Source organism: Rhodococcus sp. NPDC054953, assembly GCF_053609225.1.
This window is the reverse complement of sequence record NZ_JBSGXD010000014.1, coordinates 87,111-110,233: the sequence shown is the minus strand read 5'-3', so window position 1 is coordinate 110,233 and position 23,123 is coordinate 87,111. Positions and strand designations below refer to the sequence as shown.

Below are 23,123 nucleotides of genomic sequence, written 5' to 3'. Positions count from 1 at the left end.
CGGGACGCGGCGTCCGCAGGACAGGACCAATGCCCGCCGGATCGGTAGTCTTCGCCAGGTGAAAGCCTTGCGTCGGTTCACCGTCCGTGCCCACCTGCCCGCCCGGCTGTCCGCGCTGGGCCGGCTGTCGACGAACCTGCGCTGGTCGTGGCACCCGCCGACTCAGGACCTGTTCGCCCGGATCGACCCCGACCTGTGGACTCGGGTGCGCCACGACCCGGTCCGGATGCTCGGAGAGGTCGCGCCGGCGCGACTGGACGCGCTCGCCGCCGATGCCGGGTTCGTCGCCGAACTCGACCGCCTCGAATCGGATCTCGACGACTACCTCGACCGGCCGCGCTGGTACCAGAATCAGCAGGCGAAGGACCGCGACCTGGCCAGCGGAATCGCGTACTTCTCCATGGAATTCGGGGTCACCGAGGTGCTCCCGAACTACTCCGGCGGCCTCGGCATCCTCGCGGGCGACCATCTCAAGGCTGCCTCCGACCTCGGGGTGCCGCTGATCGGCGTCGGGTTGCTGTACCGGTCCGGGTACTTCCGGCAGTCGCTGACGGCGGACGGGTGGCAGGCCGAGCACTACCCGTCCCTGGACCCGCAGGGCCTGCCGCTGCGGCTGCTTGCCGAACCGGAGTCCGGGGCGCCGGTGCTGCTGCACGTCGCGATGCCCGGTGGGCGGGTGCTGCGGGCGCGGGTGTGGATCGCGCAGGTGGGCCGGGTTCCGCTGCTGCTGCTCGACTCCGACATCGCCGAGAACGATCCGGAACTGCGTGGGGTGACCGACCGCCTGTACGGCGGCGACCAGGACCACCGGATCAAGCAGGAGATCCTCGCCGGGATCGGTGGGGTCCGCGCGGTCCGGGCCTACACCCGCGCGGAGGGCCTCGGCGACCCGGAGGTGTTCCACATGAACGAGGGGCACGCCGGGTTCCTCGGCGTGGAGCGGGTGCGGGAACTGGTCACCGGGACCGGGCTCGACTGGGGTGCGGCCCTTGCCGCGGTCCGGGCGGCGACCGTGTTCACCACGCACACCCCGGTGCCTGCGGGGATCGACCGGTTCCCGGTGGATCTGGTGCGGGGCTACTTCGGCGGTGCCGCGGGCGAGAGCGAGTCGGCGCTGCTGCCGGGGCTTGCGGTGGACCGCATTCTCGAACTGGGTCGCGAGTCCGACCCGTCGGTGTTCAACATGGCGCACATGGGATTGCGGCTCGGCCAGCGCGCGAACGGGGTCTCGAAGCTGCACGGCACCGTCAGCAGGGGAATGTTCAGCGAGCTGTGGCCGGGCTTCGACGCGGACGAGGTGCCGATCGGGTCGGTCACGAACGGGGTGCATGCCCCGACGTGGGCGGCCCGCGAGTGGATGGAGCTCGCGCATCGGGTCGCAGGCCCCGAGTCCGTCGAGGAGGCGCGCGGATGGGAGCGGCTGACCACGGTGGACGCCACCGAACTGTGGGCGACCCGCTCCGCCCTGCGCGGGCAGCTGGTCGACGAGGTGCGTCGCCGGGTTCGGGCGTCGTGGCGCGAGCGGGGTGCGACCGAGGCTGAACTGTCATGGACCCGAGAGGTTTTCGATCCGAACGTGCTCACCGTCGGGTTCGCGAGGAGGGTGCCCACCTACAAGCGCCTCACGTTGATGCTCCGGGACCCGGAGCGGCTGCGGGCGCTGCTGCTCGACCCCGATCGCCCGGTACAGCTGGTGGTTGCGGGCAAGAGCCACCCCGCCGACGATGGCGGCAAGGCGCTGATCCAGCAGATCGTCCGGTTCGCCGACCGGCACGACGTGCGGCACCGGATCGTGTTCCTGCCCGACTACGACATGTCGATGGCCCGCTACCTGTACTGGGGGTGCGACGTGTGGCTGAACAATCCGCTGCGTCCACTCGAGGCGTGCGGCACCTCCGGGATGAAGTCGGCACTCAACGGGGGGCTGAACCTGTCCATCCTCGACGGATGGTGGGACGAGATGTTCGACGGCGAGAACGGGTGGGCGATCCCGACCGCGGACGGCGTGCTCGACGAGGCGCGCCGCGACGACCTCGAGGCGCACGCGATGTACGACCTGCTTGAACAGTCGGTGCTGCCGAAGTTCTACGACCGTGGGGCGGACGGGGTGCCCACCCGCTGGGTGGAGATGGTCCGGCACACCCTGCAGTCGCTGGGGCCGAAGGTGCTGGCGTCCCGAATGGTCCGCGACTACGTCGTCGACCTGTACGCACCCGCCGCGCGGGCGTCCCGGCTCGCGATCGCCGACGGGTACGCGGGGGCCAGGCAGGTGGCGCACTATCGCGAACGCGTCGATGCGGCGTGGCCCGCCGTGCAGGTGGTGCAGGTGGACGGCTCCGGGCTGCCGGATACCCCGGTGATCGGCGCCGAGCTGTCACTGCGCGCGTACCTGCAGCTCGGCGGCCTCGACCCGGCCGAGGTGACCGTGCAGGCGGTGCTCGGCCGGGTCGGGTCGGACGAGGATCTCACCGACGTGGTGACGGTGCCGATGTCCCACACCGGCACCGACGAGCTGGGCGAGATCTACGTCGTCGACACGGCACTCGCGCATTCCGGCGCCGTCGGGTACACGGTCCGGGTGCTGCCGCACCACGAGCTGCTGGCAGGCGACGCCGAGTTCGGGTTGGTCACCGCCCCGGCCGGGTAGGTCTCCCCGCTCGACGACTGCGCGCCCTAACCGCCAGCCAGCCGTTCCAGCGCCTTGCGGACCACCAGCGGATCCGAGGTCTCCCAGAACGGGGGGAGCGAGGCGCGCAGGTAGCCGCCGTACCGGGCCGTCGCCAGTCGGGAGTCGAGCATCGCGACCACGCCCCTGTCGTCGACGCTGCGCAGCAGCCTGCCGACGCCCTGCGCCAGCAGCAGCGCGGCATGGTTCGCGGAGACCGCGAGAAACCCGTTGCCGCCCCGGGATTCGACGGCTCGCTGCCGCGCAGCCAGCAACGGGTCGTCCGGGCGGGGGAACGGAATCCGGTCCAGGATCACCAGCGACAGCGACGGACCGGGCACGTCGACGCCCTGCCACAGCGACAGGGTGCCGAACAGGGACGTCGCCTCGTCCTCCGCGAACGTGCGCACCAGCTGCCCGGTCGCGTCGTCGCCCTGGCACAGCACCGGGGTGTCCAGGCGCTGACGCATCTCCGCAGCGGCGGCCTTCGCGGCCCGCGTCGAGGAGAACAGGCCGAGAGTGCGGCCCCCGGCGGCGGTGACCAGTTCCTCGATCTCGTCGAGGAACCGCGGCGACAGCCCGTCCCGGCCGGGTGGCGGCAGATGCTTGGCCACGTACAGGATTCCGGCCTTCGCATGGTCGAACGGTGAGCCGACGTCGACGGCGTTCCACTTGACGGTCGACTCGTCGGACGGCGCCTCGGTGCCGGTCGCCATCGCGGTGTCGCTGCGGACCGACGCCTGCGCGGGCAGTCCCCACTCCACCGCAAGACCGTCGAAGTTGCCGCCGACGGTGAGCGTCGCCGAGGTCAGCACCACCGTCGACTCGTCGAACAGGCGGCTGCGCAGCAGGCCACCGACCGACAGCGGCGCGATCCGGACCAGCTTCCCGCGCCGTTCCTCGTCGGCCAGCCACACCACGTCGCGGTGCTTCGCCGGATCCGGTTCGTCGAACGCGGTGAGGACTCGGACGGCGCTGTCATGCACCTCGTCGACCGCGGACAGGGCCGCGGCCCGCGCCGCCGCCGACTCCGGGTCGGCCGCGGCCTGACCGGGACGGGACGGGCCGATCGCGGTCCGCACCGCCCACGCGGCGTCGCGGACCAGCGCCAATGCCTGCCCGGCGCCGTCGGGCAGACGCTCCCAGCGGCCCGACGGCAACTCCTCGAGCACCGCGGTCCAGGCCTCGGCCGACGCCTCCAGCCGGTCCGCGTCCTGCTCCTCGACCAGCTTCGTGCACCGCCGCGCGGCCGCGCTGATCGTCGCGGGCGCCAGCTCCGCCGTCGCGACGCCGGTCACCCGGTCCACCAGTTCGTGCGCCTCGTCGACCACAACAACGTCGTGGTCGGGCAGCACTGCGATACCGGAGATCGCGTCGATCGCGAGCAGCGCGTGGTTCGTGACGACGACGTCCACCTGCGCGGCCTCGGCGCGGGCCCGTTCGGCGAAACAGTCCTCGCCGATCGGGCAGCGCGACTTGCCGAGGCATTCGCGGGCGGTGACGCTGACCTGACGCCACGCCTGGTCGGAGACGCCGGGCACCAGTTCGTCGCGGTCCCCGGTCTCGGTGTCCGAGGACCACGTCGTCAGCCGCTGCACCTCCCGGCCCAGCCGGGACACCGCGAACGCGTCGAACAGCTCGGCCTCCGGGGCTGGCTGCTCCGCCATCCCGGTGTGCACCTTGTTCATGCACAGATAGTTGTTGCGGCCCTTGAGAATCGCGAACCTCGGTTCCCTGCCGAGCGGCTTCTTCAGGGCCTTCGCCAGTCGCGGCAGGTCGCGGTCAACGAGCTGCCGCTGCAGCGCGATCGTCGCCGTCGAGATCACCACGGTGCGCCCCGACTCGACGGCGTGCCGCACGCTCGGCACCAGATACGCGAGGGACTTGCCGGTACCGGTGCCCGCCTGCACCGCCAGATGCTCCCCGGACTCGATCGCGTGCGCGACCGCCGATGCCATCGTCAGCTGGTTCCGGCGTTCCTTGCCGCCGAGGGCGTGCACCGCCTCGGACAGCAGGTCGGGGACGGTGGGGAGTTCGCGCACCCGACGAGCCTACTGGCAGGGCCCGACGCGGCCGTCACCTCACGGCGCGGCGGTCCTATCGCCTGCGGCGCGGGGTTGGCGCCGACCACCCGACCAGGGTCACCCCCGCCGTCTGCATCGCGTCGAGCGCGGTGCGGGTGGTGTCGGGCGCGACCCCGGCGGTGTAGTCCAACAGCACCCGGGTGTCGAAGCCCTCGCGGACCGCGTCCAGCGCCGTCGCGCGGATGCAGTGGTCGGTGGCGATGCCGACGATGTCGACGGCGTCGACGGCGCGGTCGTGCAGCCATTCGGCGAGCGTGTCACCGTCGTCCGACACGCCCTCGAACCCCGAGTACGCGGCAGCGAAAGCGCCCTTCCCGAACACCTCCTGCACCGGACGAACGTCCAGGTCCGGATGGAACTCGGCGCCCGGTGTGCCGACCACACAGTGCGGCGGCCAGCTGTCCCGGAAGTCGGGGTGGGCGGAGAAGTGCGGACCCGGGTCGATGTGCCGGTCCGCGGTGGCGACGACCGCGGCGTACCGCGGCCGGCCGGGGGACGCGAGATAGTCGCTGACCGCCTCCGCCACCGCCGCGCCGCCGGTCACCGCCAGCGACCCACCCTCACAGAAGTCGTTCTGCACGTCCACGATCACCAGTGCCCTGCTCATCACCCCATCCTTCACCGGACGAAGCGGGTGGGCACCGCGGGCTCCCCGTGCGAAAGCTTGAGGCCCTCCCACGGCAGGCTCACCAGGTTGCGTGCCAGCAGCTCCCGCGCGTCGCCGAGGCCGGGCAGGTTCGGCTCGACCTCGCCGCCGCGGACCAGCGGGATCATCAGCGGCCTGCCCGTCGGGCCGTCACCGTCCGGGACCGGCGCGTCGGCCGGATACACGACCTCCTCGACGATCGTTCCCGTCGCCCGGGCGAACCGGATCGCGCACTTGCTGCCACCCCGCGACGCCTTCTGGCTGCTGCGCTTCTCCACCGGGATGCCCTCGACCTCGACCAGTTTGTAGACCATCCCCGCCGTGGGTGCCCCGGACCCGGTGACCAGCGCCGTCCCGACCCCATATGCGTCGACCGGCTCGGCCCGCAGCGACGCGATCGCATACTCATCGAGATCCCCGGACACCACGATTCGCGTCTTCGTCGCGCCGAGCTCGTCGAGCTGCTTGCGGACCTGCCGCGCCCACACCCCGAGATCGCCGGAGTCGATCCGGACTCCGCCCAGCTCCGGTCCGGCCACCTCGATCGCGGTCCGGACACCTGCGGTGATGTCGTAGGTGTCGACCAGCAGGGTGGTGTCGACGCCGAGCGCCTCGACCTGCCCGCGGAACGCCGCCGCCTCGTCCGGCCCGTCCGGCGTCGTGTGCAACAGCGTGTACGCGTGCGCACTGGTCCCGGCGCCAGGAACCCCGAACCGGCGGACCGCCTCCAGATTCGACGTCGCGTCGAACCCGGCGAGATAGGCCACCCGCGAGCACGCCACCGCCGCCTCCTCGTGCGCGCGCCGCGACCCCATCTCGATCAGCGTCCGGCCGTCGGCGGCACTGACCATCCGGGCCGCCGCCGACGCGATCGCGCTGTCGTGGTTGAGGATCGACAGGATCAGGGTTTCCAACAGCACGCACTCGGCGAAGCTGCCCCGCACCGACAGGATCGGCGAGCCGGGGAAGTACAGCTCACCCTCCCGGTAGCCGTCGATGTCGCCGGTGAACCGGTAGTCCCGCAGCCACGCCACGGTGTCCGCGTCGAGGAACCTCGACACGACCTCCAGTTCGGGCTCCCCGAACCGGAACGAGTGCAGCGCGTCGAGGAGTCGTTCGACGCCCCCGACCACGCCGTACCTGCGGCCGTCGGGAAGCCGACGGGCGAACGCCTCGAAGGTGCAGCGACGGCCCGCGGAGCCGTCGGCGAGCGCGGCGGCGAGCATCGTCAGCTCGTACTGGTCGGTGAGCAGCGCGGTGCTCGTCGCGGGCCGGGACCACTGGGTGTTCGTCACCCGATACACCCTACGAGCAGTGCCGTTCCCGGACCGGCGGCGCGCGGTGTTCCCCCGTCGGCGTTTCGCATCGGCGGTTTTGCTTGCGCGGTGTTCAATTGGTCCGGGTCGCGTCGTAGTCTGGACGTATGGCTCCGCGCCCGTACCTCACACTCATGGCCGTGCCGCTGGCGAAGATGCCCATGCCAGCGGAGACCGTTCTGCCTGAACAGGCGGAAGTCACCGACGAGGACGAATCCTTGAATCGTCCCTGGGTGACGGTGGTGTGGGACGACCCGGTCAACCTGATGCACTACGTGACGTTCATCTTCCAGAAGCTCTTCGGCTACAGCAAGGCCAAGGCCACCGACCTGATGATGCAGGTGCACAAGGAAGGCAAGGCGGTCGTCTCGTCGGGGTCGAGGGACAAGATGGAACACGACGTGCAGCGTCTGCACGCGGCCGGTCTCTGGGCCACGATGCAGCGTGACAGCTGAGCCACCCACCGACCCCGACAAGGACGTCCAGGTATCCCGTGCGCACATGGAGCCGTAAGAATTCACTGAGCGGAGTCAAGATCCGGTCCGAGATGGACGCCAGGGAGGCGTCGGTGCTCAGGTCGCTGGTGACCTCGGTTCTCGGCCTGCTTGAGGACCGGGCGTCGTCCGCGCCGCAGGACGACCTCGCCGCGCTGACCGGGCTGCGGACCGGGAACTCCACCGCGCCGACCGACGAGACCCTGGCCCGGCTGCTGCCGGACTTCTTCGGGTCCGGCACGGACGCCGTCGACCCCGGGTCCCGCGACGCCAACGACAACGGCGCCCTGCGGAGCCTGTACGAACCGGACATCATCGACGCGAAGGTCGCCGCGGGTGCGGTGATCCTGCAGACCGTCCCCGCCGACGGCGGCAAGGTGGTGCTCACCCCCGAACAGGCCGAATCGTGGCTCTACGGCCTCAACGACGTGCGGCTTGCGCTCGGCACCACCATCGGGATCGACGCCGACACCCCCGACGAACTCGACCCCGAGGACCCGCGCGCGCCGCACCTCGACGTGTACCACTGGCTGACCTGGATGCAGGACTCGTTGGTGCAGGTCCTGGTGTGACCCAGGGCAGCGGGATTCCGGGGCCGCGCAACGCACTGACCGACGTCGCGGGACTGCTGGTCGGCCACCACCACGAACGGGACGCCGACGCCGAGCTCGGATCGGGCCGCGCCACCGGCTGCACGGTGATCCTCGCCGAGCACGGCGCCACCGCCGCCGTCGACGTTCGCGGTGGCGGGCCGGGCACCAGGGAGACCGACCTGCTCGACCCGAGCCACAGCGTCCAGACGGTCGACGCGGTCCTGTTGACCGGTGGCAGCGCGTACGGGCTCGCGGCCGCCGACGGCGTGATGCGATGGCTCGAGGAGCGTGGCCGCGGCATCCCGATGGACACCGCGGGCCACGTCGTCCCGATCGTGCCCGGCGCGGTGATCTTCGACCTGCCGGTGGGGGACTGGGCGGTCCGCCCGACCGCCGACCACGGCTACCTCGCCGCGGATGCGGCACGGGCCGAGGTTCGGCGCGGCAGCGTCGGTGCGGGTGTCGGGGCGCGGGCCGGGATCCTCAAGGGGGGTGTCGGGACCGCGAGCATCGTCCTGGGGTCGGGCCCGGCCGAGGGCGCGACCGTCGCCGCCCTGGTCGTCGCGAACCCGGTCGGATCGGTGTTCGACCCGGCCACCGGACTGCCGTGGGGGGTGTCCGCGCACGCCGCCGCCGAGTGGGGCCTGCGGGTGCCCGACGCCGCCGACCTCGCAGCGGCCCTCGACCTCGGCAGCAAGGGCACCGTCCTCAACACCACCATCGGTGTCGTGGCCACCGACGCCCCGTTGAGCAAGGCGGCCTGCCGACGGGTCGCGGTCACCGGGCACGACGGCCTGGCCCGCGCGATCCGTCCCGCCCATTCCCCGCTCGACGGCGACACCCTGTTCGCGTTGTCCACCGGCACCCACGACCTGCCCGCGCCCGCGTCGCCGGTGCCCGCCGCGTTCCCGCCCGACCTGCCGGTGCTCGACGCGGTGTGCGCGGCCGCCGCGGACGTCGTCACCCGCGCGATCGTCGACGCGGTCCTCACGGCCACCGCCGTCGCCGGGATCCCCGGCTACCGAGACCTGTTTCCGTCGGCGTTCGAGGCCTGAGCGCGCGCACCGGGAACCGCTCCGGGCCCGGTCCCCGTGGGTAGGCTCGGGTCATGACCCACCCGACCTCGTCCTTTCCGGTCCCCGGGCCGTCGAATCCGCCCGCGGGCACGGCATCCCGCCCGCAGTGGCAGCAGGCGGCGATCACGATCAGCGCGTTCGTGGTCGGGTTGTACCTCCTCGAGTTCATCGACATGCTCGTCGGCAACCGGCTCGACGGGGGCGGCGTCGAACCCCGCACCGTCGGCGGCCTGTGGGGCGTGCTGTTCGGGCCGGTCCTGCACTTCGGCTGGGGCCACCTGATCGCCAACACCCTGCCGCTGCTCGTGCTCGGGTTCCTCGTGATGCTGTCCGGTATCGGGCGGGGGCTCGCGGCGACGGCGATCATCTGGGTGGTCGGCGGACTCGGCACCTGGTTGACCGGAGGCTCGGGCACCAACCACCTCGGGGCGTCGGTCCTGGTGTTCGGCTGGCTGGCCTATCTCATCGCGCGGGGGCTGTTCACCCGCCACTTCGGGCAACTCGCGATTGGTGTCGTGGTCCTGCTCGTCTACGGGGGACTGCTGTGGGGGGTGCTGCCCGGGCAGCCGGGGGTCTCGTGGCAGGGGCACCTATTCGGTGCGGTCGGCGGCGTCGTCGCGGCGTGGGTTCTTGCCTCCGACGTGCGTGCGGAGCGGGCGGCGAAGGCCGTCCCGAACTAGCCGACGTTGCGCGGTGTGACGGCCCGCGCAGCACCCGGGACGCGGCGTGTTCGTCTCGAATCGGGCGGATCCTTTTTCGTCGCAGGCCGGTCGTGGCAGCATGACCGGTATGCGCATCACCGTCCTGGGTTGTTCGGGCAGCGTCGGCGGTCCCGACTCGCCCGCGTCGGGCTACCTGCTCACCGCACCGGACACCCCACCGGCCGTCCTCGACTTCGGTCCCGGCGTGCTCGGTGCCCTGCAGCGGTACGAGGATCCGGGGGCGGTGTCGATCTTCCTGACCCACCTGCACGCCGACCACTGCCTCGACCTGCCCGGGCTGCTGGTGTGGCGCCGCTACCACCCGAACCCGCCGAGCGGACGCGCCCTCATCTTCGGACCCGCCGACACCCACCACCGGATCGGTGTCGCGTCGGCCGAGTGCGCGGGAGACCTCGATGACATCTCCGACACCATCGACCTGCGGCACCTCACCGACGGGGGCACCGTCGACTACGGCACGCTGACCGTGCAGTCCAGGCGCATGTTCCATCCACCGGAGGCATACGGGCTCCGGTTCACCGACCCCGCCGGCCGCACCCTCGTCTACACCGGCGACACCGGCATGTGCGAGGAGGTCGTCGAGCTGGCGACCGGCGCCGACGTGCTGCTGTCCGAGGCGTCCTGGACGCACCGGGCCGACCGGCCTGCGGGCATCCACCTGTCCGGCACCGAGGCCGGTCGGGTCGCCGCCAGGGCCGGGGTCGGGGAACTTCTGCTCACCCACATTCCGCCGTGGACGTCCAGGGAGGACGTGATCGCGGAGGCGAAGGCCGAGTTCGCGGGCCCGGTGCACGCGGTCAGCGCCGGCGACGTCTTCGACATTTAGTTTCAACTAGGCTCACCGGGGTGAGCAGACGACTGGACGGTAGGGCGGACGACGAGCTCCGCGAAGTGAGGATCACCCGGGGGTTCACCAGCCACCCCGCCGGGTCGGTGCTGGTCGAATTCGGCAACACCCGAGTGATGTGCACGGCGAGCGTCGAGGAGGGCGTGCCGCGCTGGCGGAAGGGATCCGGGCTCGGCTGGCTGACCGCCGAGTACGCGATGCTGCCCGCCGCCACCCACACCCGCAGCGGACGCGAGTCCGTCAAGGGCAAGGTCGGCGGCCGCACCCAGGAGATCAGCAGGCTCGTCGGGCGGTCGCTGCGCGCCTGCATCGACCTCGCCGCGATCGGCGAGAACACCATCGCCATCGACTGTGACGTCCTGCAGGCCGACGGCGGTACCCGCACCGCCGCGATCACCGGCGCCTACGTCGCGCTCGTCGACGCGGTCAGCTACCTGCGGGCCGCGGACCTGCTGTCCGACCCGCAGCCGATCTCGTGCGGCATCGCCGCCGTCAGCGTCGGCGTCGTCGACGGCCGGGTTCGCCTCGACCTGCCGTACGAGGAGGATTCGCGCGCCGAGGTCGACATGAACGTCGTCGCCACCGACACCGGGACGCTCGTCGAGATCCAGGGCACCGGTGAGGGCGCGACCTTCCCGCGCACCACCCTCGACCGGCTGCTCGACTCGGCGCTCGCCGGCTGCGAGCAGCTGTTCGAGATCCAGAAGCAGGCGCTGGCCCTGCCGTACCCGGGCGAGCTGCCCGAGCCGAAGTCTCCGGAGAAGAAGAAGTTCGGTGCCTGAGACCAGGCTGCTCGTCGCATCCCGGAACGCGAAGAAGCTGAACGAGCTCCGGCGGGTGCTGGAGACGGCGGGCATCGAGGGAATCGAACTGGTCGGGCTGAACGAGGTCCCGGAGTTCCCGGAGACCCCCGAGACCGGCGCGACGTTCGAGGAGAACGCCCTCGTCAAGGCCCGTGACGGGGCCGCGGCCACCGGGCTACCCTGCGTCGCCGACGACTCCGGGTTGGAGGTGGACGCGCTGAACGCGATGCCGGGTGTGTTGTCGGCGCGGTGGGCGGGCGGGCACGGTGACGACGACGCGAACACCGCGCTGGTGCTCGCGCAGCTGTCGGACACCCCCGATGAGCGGCGTGGCGCGGCATTCGTGTCCGCGTGCGCGCTGGTCGTGCCGGGCGGGGTCGAGCGGGTCGTTCGCGGGACCTGGCCGGGATCGATCGTCCGGCAGCCGTGCGGCGACGGTGGATTCGGGTACGACCCGGTGTTCCGGCCCGAGGGGGAGGAGCGGACCGCCGCGGAACTCACCCCGGCGGAGAAGGACGCCGCCTCGCATCGCGGCAGGGCGCTGGCGCAGCTGGTGCCGGACCTCGCCAGCCTCGTCGCGCCCTGACCTCACCCGAACGACGGGCCCATGAATGACCGCCCCCTTGAATGACCGCCCCCTTGTATGACCGAATGGGGCTTTCGATCAGTTCAACTGATCGAAAGCCCCATTCGGTCATGAAGGCGGGGGTGCGGGGGGTGCGGAGGGTGCGGAGGGGTGGGATGGAGCAGGATGCGGCGGAGGGGCTAGACGCCGAAGTCGGCCTTCACCTGCTGGGTGCGCTTGTGCTCGACGAAGAACGACAGGAACGGGATGGTGCCCGCCAGCAGGGTGCCGACGGTGCGCTTGGCCGACCAGCGCACCTTCACCGCAAGGTCCATCGTCAGGATCAGGTACACGAAGTAGACCCAGCCGTGCACGATCGCGATCCACGACGGCAGGTCCTCCACCTTGAAGATGTACTTCGCGACCATCTCCGCGGTCAGGACCAGCAGCCAGATGCCGGTGACATAGGCCAGCACCCGGTAGCGCAGCAGCGCCGCGGCGATCTTCCTGGTGTCGCGGACGTCGGTCGTGGTGACGGTCTCGTCGGGGGCCGTGCTCACGTGGTGCTCCTATCGGCCTCGCCCGCTCGGAGCTGCGCGAGGTAGTTGTTGTACGCCTGATGGGCCTCGTCGTCCGGGTTGGCGGCGTCGAGTGAGTCGGGGGCCTGCGCGGTGCGCTGCGGCAGCAGGTCCGCGGGGATCTCGCGGGGTGCGTCGCCGTTGACCAGCTTGTGCTGTTCCTCGGGGGTGACGTCCTCGAGCTGTACGAATCTGCGGTATGCGTACACCACGAACGCCGCGAACAGCGGCCACTGGAACGCGTACCCGAGGTTCTGTCCGGTGCCGCCGACCGCCTCGAACCGGGTCCACTGCCAGTACCCCAGGGCCAGGCAGGCTGCGGCCGCGACAACGACGAACACGATCAGTGCCGGGCGGCGGCGGGAGGGTGTACGGACCACACCACGACGGTACCCGAGGGTAGAAGGGGGGAACCCGGTGGTGGGCGAGGTGACGGTCACAGCGGAGATGTGTCCGACAGTTGTGCGCGAGGGGGGACTTGAACCCCCACGTCCGTTGGACACCACATCCTAAGTGTGGCGCGTCTGCCATTCCGCCACTCGCGCGTGCCGAAACAGACTACGCCACGGCACCGTCGCCGAACGTGCGGCTCGGAGGAGCTGCGGCCTGCGGCCGCCACCGTCAACCGGGACCCGCTAGCCGGAAAGGTAAAGACCGGGCACTCCCCACCCAGTGATGTAACGGTTGTATAACAATCAACATGAGGACCTCCTCATGTTTGTTACCGGCGGGTTCTCGGCGCTGCCAGCGCGTTCCTTCCCTACTCGAAAGTCACTTGGACGACCGTCCTGTGACCCCCGTCACGCCTACTACCTGGTAGAACGCCGCCGGCAACGGTAAACGTGAGGATTCCCTCATGATCCTGTGTCACCCTGTTCGCACCCCCGAAGAACCATCCGCGAGCGCACGGACGCGCCCGTCGACCGGTTGTGACGTCGGCGGGTTCCGACCAGGAGAGGACCATCCAGCGTGACGATCGACGAGAGCACACCACTGGGTAGCGGCGACGGGAACACCGGTTCCCGGTACGCGCCTGCCCGGACCGGCGCCGCGAAGTCACCCCTGCGTGACCGGCTTGTCGCCGGCGAGCCCTACGCCCTTGCCTTCGGCGGGCAGGGCGCGGCCTGGCTCGAGTCGCTCGAGGAACTGATCCGGGATAACGGGATCGAGCCGGACCTCACCACGCTCGTCAACGACGCGGCAGCGGCCCTCGCGCCCGTCGCCAAGGACCTGCTGGTCGTGCGGCCCATCGGCTTCGACCCGATCGGCTGGATCCTCGAGCGTGACGTCGCCGACGAGGACGCGACCGACGCCGGACCGTCCGTGGAAGCGCTGACCTCCGCATCCGTCTCGCTGCCGGGCGTCCTGCTCACCCAGCTCGCCGCGCTGCGATCGCTGCGCATGCAGGGTCTCGACCCCGCGCAGATCGCCCCGGTCGCCGTGATCGGGCATTCGCAGGGTCAGGTCGCGGCCGACTCCGTCGCGGACGGCGGCGCCTCCGACGGCGAGCTGCTGGCGATCTCCCAGCTCATCGGTGCCGCAGCGGTCCTGGTTGGCCGCAGGCGCGGCCTCATCGGGGTCGGGGAACGGTCCCCGATGCTCGCCGTCTCCGACGTCGACCCGACCCGCATCAAGGGCATCGTCGACGAGCTGAACGCGGGCGTCGACGCGGACCGCGGTGTCGTGATGGCCATCCGGAACGGGCGCCGCCGCGTTGTGCTGTCTGGCCCGCCCGCCCAGCTTGCGCGCGTCCAGCAGCGGGCCGAGCAGATCGCCGCCGAGGAGTCCGCCGACCGCGAGGCCAAGAAGCGCGGCGGGGCGGTCTTCTCGCCCGTGTTCGAGCCCATTGCCGTCGAGGTCGGCTTCCACCATCCCGCCCTCACGGACGCCGTCGACACCGTCGGCGCCTGGGCAGCCCGCTGCGGCCTCGATGTCGAGCGCGCCACCCGTCTGGCCCGCGCCTGCGTCACCGACTCCGTGGACTGGGTCGCCGACGTCGACTCCGCGGTCGACGCTGGCGCCGCCTGGATCCTCGACCTTGGTCCCGGCGACCTGCTCACCCGGATGACCGCGGGCCCGCTGCGCGGCACCGGCGTCGGCATCGTCGCCGTCGCCACCCGCGCAGGCCAGCGCAGCCTGCTCACCCCGGGCGCGGTGCCCGAGGTGCCCAGCGCGTGGTCGTCGTTCCGGCCGTCCCTGGTCACCCTGCCCGACGGCAAGGTCGCCACCTCGACCGCGTTCACCCGGCTCACCGGCCGCTCGCCGATCCTGCTCGCGGGCATGACCCCGACCACCGTCGACCCGAAGATCGTCGCCGCCGCCGCGAACGCCGGGCACTGGGCCGAGCTTGCGGGCGGCGGGCAGGTCACCGAGAAGATCTTCGCCGACCACGTCGCCGAGCTGTCGACGCTGCTCGAGCCGGGTCGCGCGGTCCAGTTCAACTCGATGTTCCTCGACCCCTACCTGTGGAAGCTGCACGTCGGCGGCAAGCGCCTGGTGCCGAAGGCCCGCGCGGCGGGCGCCCCGTTCGACGGCGTCGTCGTCACGGCGGGCATTCCGGAGCTCGAGGAGGCCGTCGCGATCATCGGCGACCTCGACGAGGCGGGCATCACCCATGTCGCGTTCAAGCCGGGCACCGTCGCCCAGATCAAGTCCGTGATCCGGATCGCCGCGGAGGTGCCGGACTTCCCGGTGATCGCGCACATCGAGGGCGGTCGCGCTGGCGGCCACCACTCGTGGGAGGACCTCGACGACCTGCTGCTCGCCACCTACGCCGAGCTGCGCCAGCGGCCGAACCTGGTGGTCTGCGTCGGCGGCGGCATCGGCACCCCGGAGCGGGCCGCCGACTACCTCACCGGCCGCTGGTCCGAGCAGCTCGGCTACCCGGCGATGCCGGTCGACGGCATCCTCGTCGGCACCGCAGCGATGGCCACCCTCGAGGCGACCACCTCGCCCGAGGTCAAGCAGATGCTCGTCGACACTCCCGGCACCGACGACTGGGTCGCCGCGGGCACCGCGACCGGTGGCATGTCCTCCGGACGCAGTCAGCTCGGCGCCGACATCCACGAGATCGACAATGCCGCATCCCGCACCGGTCGCCTGCTCGACGAGGTCGCCGGCGACGAGAAGGCCGTCGCGACGCGTCGCGACGAGATCATCGCGGCCCTCGACATCACCGCGAAGCCGTACTTCGGCGACGTTGCCACCATGACCTACGAGCGCTGGCTGCGGCGCTACCTCGAACTGGCCGTCGGCATCGACTCCGCGAAGGAGTTCGACTGCGGCACCGACTGGGCGCAGGCGTACGCCGAGGCGACCGAGTCGGTGTGGCTCGACATCACCTGGCGGGACCGGTTCGCGCAGATGCTGCAGCGCGCCGAGGCCCGGCTGCACCGCAACGACCGCGGCCCGATCGTCACCCAGTTCGCGGACGAGCAGATCCTGGAGCGTCCCGAGGCCGCGCTGTGCACCCTGCGCGCCAGCTTCGCGGACGCGGGGACCACCGTCCTGCACCCGGCGGACGTCGCGTTCTTCGTCGCGCTCTGCAAGACCCCGGGCAAGCCGGTGAACTTCGTGCCGGTCGTCGACAAGGACGTGCGCCGCTGGTGGCGGTCCGACTCGCTGTGGCAGGCCCACGACCCGCGCTACGCCGCCGACCAGGTGTGCATCATCCCGGGCACCGTCGCCGTCGCGGGCATCACCAGGGCCGACGAGCCGGTCGGCGACCTGCTCGACCGATTCGAGAAGGCCACCACCGACGAGCTGATCGCCGCGGGCGGCACCCCGGTCGCGGTGGCGGCCCGCCGCCACACCGAGGGCGCCGGCGCGTTCGGTGTCGTCCTCGGCGCGCCCGACGTGCTGTGGGCGGGCCGCCTGACCCGCAACCCGGTGCACCGCCTCGGCGACCTCGCCGCCTGGACGGTCACCGACACCGATGCCGCGCACGCCACCACCGGTGCGACCCTGCGCGCGCGGGACGGCGGCCGGGTCGAGCTGCGGGTGCCGCTCGTCGGCGACCGCGCGGTGACCATCGCGATCACCGTCCCCGACTCCACCCGCGACGGCGGCGCCCCCGTCGTCACCGCGGAGGACGCCGAGGCCGCGATGTCGGCCCTGCTCGGCGTCGCCGCCGGCCAGGACCTGCCGACGGTCAAGGGCGATGTCGCGCGGTTGAACGTCGCGTGGATCCCCGACCTGGTCGCCGACCACTCGGGTGTCACCGCGTCGGGGCTGCCCACCTCGCTGATCCCCGGCACGTCCGCGGTGCCGGACGTGCTCGTCGGTGCCTGCTGGCCCGCCGTGTTCGCGGTGCTCGGTGCCGCACAGACGCGGGCCGGGGTGCACGCCATCGAGGGCATGCTCGACCTGGTCCACCTCGACCACGCGGTGAACCTCGTCGACGCGATCCCGGCCGACGCCGCGGTGCTCACCGTCAAGGCCGAGGGCGTCTCCGTCGTCGACACCGACCTCGGCCGGGTCGTCGAGGTGCACGTCGAGGTCGGCGCGATGCGCGGCGAGCAGGGCACCGCCGCCCCGACGTTCGCGACGATGGTGGAGCGGTTCGCGATCCGCGGCCGCAGCGGCCGGGCCGAGCTGGCCGACCCGCGGCGCGCGGGCGGTTCGCTCACCGATGCCGCCGCCGACACCCCGCGCAGGCGTCGCCGCCAGACCACGATCGTCGCGCCGCGGCACATGGCCGCGTTTGCGCAGGTCTCCGGCGACCACAACCCGATCCACACCTCCGACAACGCGGCGCTGCTCGCCGGTCTCGGCAGCCCGATCGTGCACGGCATGTGGCTCTCCGCCGCAGCCCAGCAGGTCGTCGTCGCCGTCGACCCGGAGGCCACCGTCCCGGCCCGCCGACTGACCGCATGGACCGCCCGCTTCCTCGGCATGGTCCGCCCCGGCGCCCTGATCGACGTCCGCGTCGACCGGATCGGGCACGACGCGGGCGCCGAGATCGTCGAGGTCGGCTGCCGCGTCGACGGCGAACTCGTCATGGTCGCGACCGGCCGCACCGCGGCCCCGAAGACGGTGTACGCGTTCCCCGGCCAGGGCATCCAGCGCCCCGGCATGGGCCTCGATGCCCGGGCCCGGTCCAAGGCCGCCCGCGAGATCTGGGACCGCGCCGACAAGCACACCCGCGACACGCTCGGCTTCTCGATCCTCGCGATCGTCCGCGACAACCCGACCGTCGTGAAGGCCAGGGGCGTCACCCACAAGCACCCGGACGGGGTGCTGCACCTGACCCAGTTCACCCAGGTCGCGATGGCCGTCCTCGGCGTCGCACAGGTCGCGGAGCTGCGCGAGTCCGGCGCCTTCGTGGAGGGCTCCTACCTCGCGGGTCACTCGGTCGGCGAGTACAACGCGCTCGCCGCGGTCGCCGGGGTGCTGCCGCTGGAGGCGGTGCTCGAGGTGGTGTTCCAGCGCGGCTCGGCGATGCATGCGCTGGTCCCGCGGGACGCGAACGGCCGCTCGAACTACCGGCTGGCCGCGATCCGGCCGTCGCAGTTCGGGGTCGACGACGCCGACCTGACGGACTTCGTCGGTGGCGTCGCCGAGCAGACCGGTGAGTTCCTGCAGATCGTGAACCTGAACCTGCGCGGCTCGCAGTACGCGATCGCCGGCACCGTCGCCGGCCTCGACGCGCTGGAGACGGAGATCGACCGCAGGCGCGCCGAGATCGGCGGCAAGCGGGCGTTCATCGTCATCCCCGGCATCGACGTGCCGTTCCACTCGAACGTGCTGCGCGGCGGCGTCGACGACTTCCGGGAGCGGCTGCTGGGGCTGCTGCCCGAGCAGATCGACCCGGCGATCCTGATCGGCCGCTACATCCCGAACCTGGTGCCCAAGCCGTTCAACCTGGGCCGGGACTTCATCGCGGAGATCGCGGACCTGGTGCCGTCCGAGCAGCTGAACGCGGTCCTCGCCGACTTCGACACCTGGACGGCGAAGCCCGTCGAGCTGACCCGTGTCGTGCTGGCCGAGCTCCTCGCCTGGCAGTTCGCCAGCCCGGTGCGGTGGATCGAGACGCAGGACCTGCTGTTCGGCGACGTCGCCGACGGCGGACTCGGCATCGAGCGGTTCGTCGAGATCGGCCTTGCCGCGACCCCGACCGTCGCGAACCTGGCCTCGCAGACCCTGAAGCTGCCCGGTCGCGTCGGCGGCCCGGTCGAGGTGCTCAACATCGAGCGCGAGGCGGGCGTCGTGTACTCCACCGACACCGATCCGGCGCCGGTGGACGACGAGCCGGAGGCGCCCGCCGCCCCGACCGCCGAGGCGGCCCCGGCCGCCGCAGCGCCTGCCGCCGCACCCGCAGCGCCGAGCGGCGGTCCGCGCCCGGACGACATCGCGTTCGCCGCGTCCGACGCCACCAACGTGCTGATCGCGCTGTGGACGAAGCTGCGCCCGGACCAGATCGGCCCGGCCGACACCATCGAGGCGCTGTGCGACGGTGTGTCCTCGCGCCGCAACCAGCTGCTCGTCGATCTCGGCTCCGAGCTCTCGCTCGGCGCGATCGACGGTGCCGCGGACGCCGACATGGGCTCGCTCGCGGTGACCGTCAACAAGCTGGCCCGCACCTACAAGCCGTTCGGCCCGGTGCTGTCCGACTCGCTGAACGACCACCTGCGCAAGGTGTTCGGCCCGTCCGGCAAGCGGCCCGCGGCAATCGCCGAGCGGGTCACCAAGGTGTGGGAGCTCGGCGCGGGCTGGGCCAGCCACGTCACCGCCGAGGTGGCGCTCGGCACCCGCGACGGCGCCAGCGTCCGCGGCGGCGCGATGGGCGGCCTGCACGAGGGTGCGCTCGCCGACGGCACCACGGTCGACGCGGTGATCGACGCGGCCGTGCAGTCCGTTGCCGGACGCCGCGGGGTCGCGGTGTCGATGCCCGCCGCGGGCGGCGGCGCCGGCGGCACCGTCGACGCGGCCGCGCTCGGCGAATTCACCGAGCACATCACCGGGCGCAACGGCGTTCTCGCCTCGGCGGCCCGACTGGTCCTCGAGCAGCTCGGACTGGCCGACCAGGCAGTGGCGGCGCAGCAGGATGCCGACACCGAACTGGTCGACCTGGTCTCGGCGGAGCTCGGTTCCGACTGGCCGCGGCTGGTCGCGCCGTCGTTCGATGCCCGACGGGCGGTGCTGTTCGACGACCGCTGGGCGTCGGCCCGCGAGGACCTGGCCCGGCTGTGGATCGGCGATCACGCGACCGTCGTGTCCGTCACCGACGCCGACTTCACCGGGGCGGGAACCGCGGTCGCCGCGCACGCCGACTGGTGGAAGCGCCGCGCCGAGACCGAGGGCCGGGAGGAACTCGTCGGCGTGTACGCCACGATCGCCGAGGCCGCACGGGTGCAGGACGCGCTGACCGGCCCCTGGTCGGATCAGGTGGCGGTCGTCACCGGCGCCAGCAAGGGCTCGATCGCCGCGGCGGTCACCGGGCAGCTGCTGCGCGGCGGGGCGACGGTCTTCGTCACCACCTCCCGGCTCGACGACGAGCGGCTCGGCTTCTACAAGAGCCTCTACCGGGCGAACGCCCGCGCAGGCGCCTCCCTGTGGGTGGTGCCCGCGAACATGGCGTCCTACACGGACGTCGACGCGCTGATCGACTGGATCGGGCAGGAGCAGACCGAGACGGCGGGCGGCGCTAAGAAGCTGGTCAAGGAGGCCGCAACCCCGACGCTGCTGTTCCCGTTCGCGGCGCCGCGGGTGATGGGCGAGCTCTCCGACGCGGGCGCCCGCGCCGAGATGGAGATGCGGGTCCTGCTGTGGTCGGTCGAGCGGCTGATCGCAGGCCTGTCGACGATCGGCTACGACCGGGACGTCGACACCCACCTGCACGTGGTGCTGCCCGGCTCCCCGAACCGGGGCCTGTTCGGCGGCGACGGCGCCTACGGCGAGTCGAAGGCGGCGCTGGACGCCCTCGTCGGCCGCTGGAGCGCCGAACGTTCCTGGGCCGAGCGGGTCACGCTGGTGCACGCGCTGATCGGGTGGGTGCGCGGCACCGGCCTGATGGGCGGCAACGACCCGATGGTCGACGCCGTCGAGGCCAAGGGCGTGCGCACCTGGTCGACCGACGAGATGGCCGAGCAGCTGCTCGGTGCCTGCACGGCCGACACCGTGACGCAGGCCGCGGCCGCGCCGGTGACCCTGGACCTGACCGGTGGCCTCGCCGATGTCCAGCTCGACCTGGTCGCGCTGTCGCGGGAGGCGGCCGAGGCCGAGAAGGGCTCGGAGGCATCCGAATCCGAGGGCAACACCATTGCGGCGCTGCCCGCGCCGCCGCGGATCGTCGACGACCTGCCCGCCCCGGCGTGGCCGGAGCTCGACGTCACGCCCGCCGACCTGGTCGTCATCGTCGGCGCGGGCGAGCTCGGCCCGTACGGCTCGGCCCGCACCCGCTTCGAGATGGAGGTCGACGAGCAGCTGTCGGCGGCGGGTGTCCTCGAACTCGCGTGGAACACCGGACTGATCGGCTGGGAGCAGGACCCGACACCGGGCTGGTACGACGCCGAGACCGGCGAGCTGGTGCCGGAGGAGGACATCGCCGACCGCTACCACGACATCGTTGTCGAGCGCTGCGGCATCCGCAGGTACGCCGACGAGGGCGCCATGGTCGACAACACCATGCCGCTGATGACGTCGGTCTTCCTCGACAACGACCTGACCTTCGTGGTCGGGTCCGAGGCCGAGGCCCGCGCGTTCGTCGACTCGGACCCGGAGCACACCGTCGCCGCCCCGCAGCCGGACGGCGGCGACTGGCAGGTCACCCGCCGGGCGGGCACCGAGATCCGGGTGCCGCGCAAGGCGAAGCTGACCCGCACCGTCGGCGGCCAAATCCCGACCGGATTCGACGTCACCACGTGGGGCATCCCGGCGGACATGGCCGGTTCGGTCGACCGGGTCGGCCTGTGGAACCTGGTCACCACCGTCGACGCGTTCCTGACCAGCGGTTTCACCCCGTCGGAGCTGCTGCGCTGGGTGCACCCGTCGACGGTCGCGAACACCCAGGGCACCGGCATGGGCGGCATGATGTCGATGCGCTCGCTGTACATCGACACCCTGCTCGGGGAGTCGCGGCAGAACGACATCCTGCAGGAGGCGCTGCCGAACGTCATCGCCGCGCACGTCATGCAGTCGTACGTCGGCGGCTACGGCGCGATGGTGCACCCGGTCGCGGCCTGCGCCACGGCCGCGGTGTCCGTCGAGGAGGGCGTCGACAAGATCCGGCTCGGCAAGGCGACCTTCGCGGTCGCGGGCGGCTTCGACGACCTCGGCATCGAGGGCATCGTCGGGTTCGGTGACATGTCGGCGACCGCGAAGTCGGAGGAGATGGTCGCCAAGGGCATCAGCGACCGCCGGTTCTCGCGGGCCAACGACCGCAGGCGCGGCGGATTCGTCGAGTCCGCGGGCGGCGGCACCATCCTGCTGGCCCGCGGCGACGTGGCCCTGGAGATGGGGTTGCCGGTGCTCGGTGTCGTCGCGTGGGCGGGCTCGTTCGCCGACGGCGTGCACACCTCGATTCCGGCCCCGGGCATCGGTGCCCTCGGCGCGGGGCGCGGCGGGCAGGACTCGCAGCTGGCGTTGTCGCTGAATGCGCTCGGTGTCACCGCGGATGACATCTCGGTGATCTCCAAGCACGACACCTCCACCGCGGCCAACGACCCGAACGAGGCGGAACTGCACGAGCGGCTCGCGGCGGCGTTGGGCCGCAGCGAGGGCGCCCCGCTGTTCGTCGTCTCGCAGAAGAGCCTCACCGGTCACGCGAAGGGTGGTGCGGCGGCGTTCCAGCTGATCGGCCTGTGCCAGGTTCTCGGCAAGGGTGTTGTTCCGCCGAACCGCAGCCTGGACTGCGTCGACGACAAGATGGCGGAGTTCGCGCACCTGGTGTGGCCGCGGGAGGCGCTGCGCTTCGGCGGGCAGTTCCCGCTCAAGGCGGGCCTGCTCACCAGCCTCGGCTTCGGGCACGTGTCCGGGTTGATCGCGGTGGTGCACCCGCAGGCGTTCGTCGAGTCGGTGCCCGCCGACCGGCGGGAGGGCTACCTGGAGCAGGCGAGGAAGCGGACCGTCGACGGCCAGCGTCGCCTCGCGTCCGCGATGTGCGGCGGCGGCGACCTGTACGAGCGGCCCGCGGACCGGCGCTTCGGCGGTGACACGGTGCCCGCGAAGGCGGCCCGCGAGCTGGAGGCGGACGTGCTGCTCACCGAGGCCGCGCGCCTCGGCGACGGCGACGTCTACAGCTCCGGACTGCCGGGGTGCAAGTAGATGGCGATCCTGGGCATCGGTTTTGATCTGGTGACGGTCTCCGAGTTCGCGGAGCAGCTGTCCCGGCCGGGCACGGCGATGAAGTCGAGCTTCCGGCCGGGGGAGCGGCGCTACTGCGAGGGCAAGGCCGACCCGGCCCGGCACTACGCCGTCCGCTGGGCGGCGAAGGAGGCGGTGATCAAGGCGTGGGCGTCGTCGCGGTTCGCCCGCCCGCCCGCGGTCGGTGACAACGCCTACGTGCAGGTCGAGGTCGTCAACGACGCCTGGGGGCGGCCGACGATCAAGCTGCACGATGAGGCGGCGCAGTTCCTGCCCGGCGCGATCATCCACCTGTCGCTGACCCATGACGGGGACATGGCGGGGGCGATGGTCGTCATCGAGGAACCCGACCTGGTCGCGCCGGTCGTGCGCTGAGACGACGGACGGGGCCCGCCGGTGGAGGACATCCCCCAGCTGGCCCCCCCCGTTTTT

At 71.9% G+C, this 23,123-nt stretch carries 15 protein-coding genes and 1 tRNA gene; 10 read left to right on the top strand and 6 right to left on the bottom strand.

Going from position 1 to position 23,123, the window contains the following annotated elements; translation table 11 throughout:
- Positions 1 to 58: 58 nt before the first annotated feature.
- The gene (gene glgP / locus ACWF62_RS12060) at positions 59 to 2,647 is read left to right on the top strand and encodes an alpha-glucan family phosphorylase (RefSeq protein ID WP_378571298.1); all 2,589 of its coding nucleotides are present in this window, start codon (positions 59 to 61) and stop codon (positions 2,645 to 2,647) included.
- Between the two features lie 26 nt (positions 2,648 to 2,673).
- Here the strand turns inward: glgP and ACWF62_RS12055 are convergent, their stop codons facing one another.
- Genes ACWF62_RS12055 through ACWF62_RS12045 form a run of 3 tightly spaced genes read right to left on the bottom strand, consistent with a single transcriptional unit; the run spans position 2,674 to position 6,690 of the window.
- On the bottom strand, positions 2,674 to 4,707 hold the full coding sequence (locus ACWF62_RS12055; RefSeq protein WP_378506421.1) for an ATP-dependent DNA helicase: 2,034 nt from the start codon (positions 4,705 to 4,707) through the stop codon (positions 2,674 to 2,676).
- A gap of 55 nt (positions 4,708 to 4,762) precedes the next feature.
- Positions 4,763 to 5,356, bottom strand: coding sequence for an isochorismatase family protein (locus tag ACWF62_RS12050; protein WP_378506422.1), 594 nt, complete (start codon positions 5,354 to 5,356; stop codon positions 4,763 to 4,765).
- Positions 5,357 to 5,367: 11 nt separating this feature from the next.
- Complete coding sequence (locus ACWF62_RS12045; protein ID WP_452630167.1) at positions 5,368 to 6,690, bottom strand: nicotinate phosphoribosyltransferase; 1,323 nt, start codon at positions 6,688 to 6,690, stop codon at positions 5,368 to 5,370.
- A gap of 182 nt (positions 6,691 to 6,872) precedes the next feature.
- Here ACWF62_RS12045 and clpS point away from each other — a divergent pair, with 182 nt between their 5' ends.
- From clpS to rdgB, 7 genes are all read left to right on the top strand, one after another.
- The gene (gene clpS / locus ACWF62_RS12040; RefSeq protein WP_378506734.1) at positions 6,873 to 7,166 is read left to right on the top strand and encodes an ATP-dependent Clp protease adapter ClpS; all 294 of its coding nucleotides are present in this window, start codon (positions 6,873 to 6,875) and stop codon (positions 7,164 to 7,166) included.
- A 38-nt stretch (positions 7,167 to 7,204) separates the two neighbouring features.
- Positions 7,205 to 7,777 (top strand): oxidative stress transcriptional regulator AosR, encoded by a 573-nt coding sequence (aosR, locus tag ACWF62_RS12035; protein WP_378506424.1) that lies wholly within the window; start codon positions 7,205 to 7,207, stop codon positions 7,775 to 7,777.
- Positions 7,774 to 8,853, top strand: a complete 1,080-nt coding sequence (locus ACWF62_RS12030) for a P1 family peptidase (protein ID WP_378506425.1) — start codon at positions 7,774 to 7,776, stop codon at positions 8,851 to 8,853. The genes aosR and ACWF62_RS12030 overlap by 4 nt, the downstream gene beginning before the upstream one ends.
- A gap of 53 nt (positions 8,854 to 8,906) precedes the next feature.
- On the top strand, positions 8,907 to 9,554 hold the full coding sequence (locus ACWF62_RS12025; RefSeq protein WP_452630166.1) for a rhomboid family intramembrane serine protease: 648 nt from the start codon (positions 8,907 to 8,909) through the stop codon (positions 9,552 to 9,554).
- 109 nt (positions 9,555 to 9,663) lie between these two features.
- Positions 9,664 to 10,422 (top strand): cyclic nucleotide-degrading phosphodiesterase, encoded by a 759-nt coding sequence (locus tag ACWF62_RS12020; RefSeq protein ID WP_452630164.1) that lies wholly within the window; start codon positions 9,664 to 9,666, stop codon positions 10,420 to 10,422.
- Between the two features lie 20 nt (positions 10,423 to 10,442).
- Positions 10,443 to 11,225: a ribonuclease PH gene (gene rph / locus ACWF62_RS12015; protein WP_378506428.1), complete on the top strand. Its 783-nt coding sequence runs from the start codon at positions 10,443 to 10,445 to the stop codon at positions 11,223 to 11,225.
- Positions 11,218 to 11,832 (top strand): RdgB/HAM1 family non-canonical purine NTP pyrophosphatase, encoded by a 615-nt coding sequence (gene rdgB, locus ACWF62_RS12010; protein ID WP_452630163.1) that lies wholly within the window; start codon positions 11,218 to 11,220, stop codon positions 11,830 to 11,832. The genes rph and rdgB overlap by 8 nt, the downstream gene beginning before the upstream one ends.
- A 179-nt stretch (positions 11,833 to 12,011) precedes the next feature.
- Here rdgB and ACWF62_RS12005 read toward each other — a convergent pair whose 3' ends face one another.
- From ACWF62_RS12005 to ACWF62_RS11995, 3 genes are all read right to left on the bottom strand, one after another.
- Positions 12,012 to 12,371, bottom strand: coding sequence for a DUF3817 domain-containing protein (locus ACWF62_RS12005; RefSeq protein ID WP_378506430.1), 360 nt, complete (start codon positions 12,369 to 12,371; stop codon positions 12,012 to 12,014).
- Positions 12,368 to 12,769, bottom strand: coding sequence for a transcriptional regulator (locus ACWF62_RS12000; protein ID WP_378506431.1), 402 nt, complete (start codon positions 12,767 to 12,769; stop codon positions 12,368 to 12,370). Before ACWF62_RS12000 ends, ACWF62_RS12005 begins: the two co-directional genes overlap by 4 nt.
- Before the next feature lie 83 nt (positions 12,770 to 12,852).
- A tRNA-Leu gene (locus ACWF62_RS11995) sits at positions 12,853 to 12,934 on the bottom strand.
- A gap of 424 nt (positions 12,935 to 13,358) precedes the next feature.
- Here ACWF62_RS11995 and ACWF62_RS11990 point away from each other — a divergent pair.
- Positions 13,359 to 22,652 carry a fatty acid synthase subunit beta domain-containing protein gene (locus ACWF62_RS11990; RefSeq protein WP_378571302.1) on the top strand — a complete coding sequence of 3,098 codons (9,294 nt, stop codon included), beginning with the start codon at positions 13,359 to 13,361 and terminating at the stop codon, positions 22,650 to 22,652.
- The gene (gene acpS, locus ACWF62_RS11985; protein ID WP_452630161.1) at positions 22,653 to 23,066 is read left to right on the top strand and encodes a holo-ACP synthase AcpS; all 414 of its coding nucleotides are present in this window, start codon (positions 22,653 to 22,655) and stop codon (positions 23,064 to 23,066) included. It abuts the gene before it with no gap.
- Positions 23,067 to 23,123: the final 57 nt, after the last annotated feature.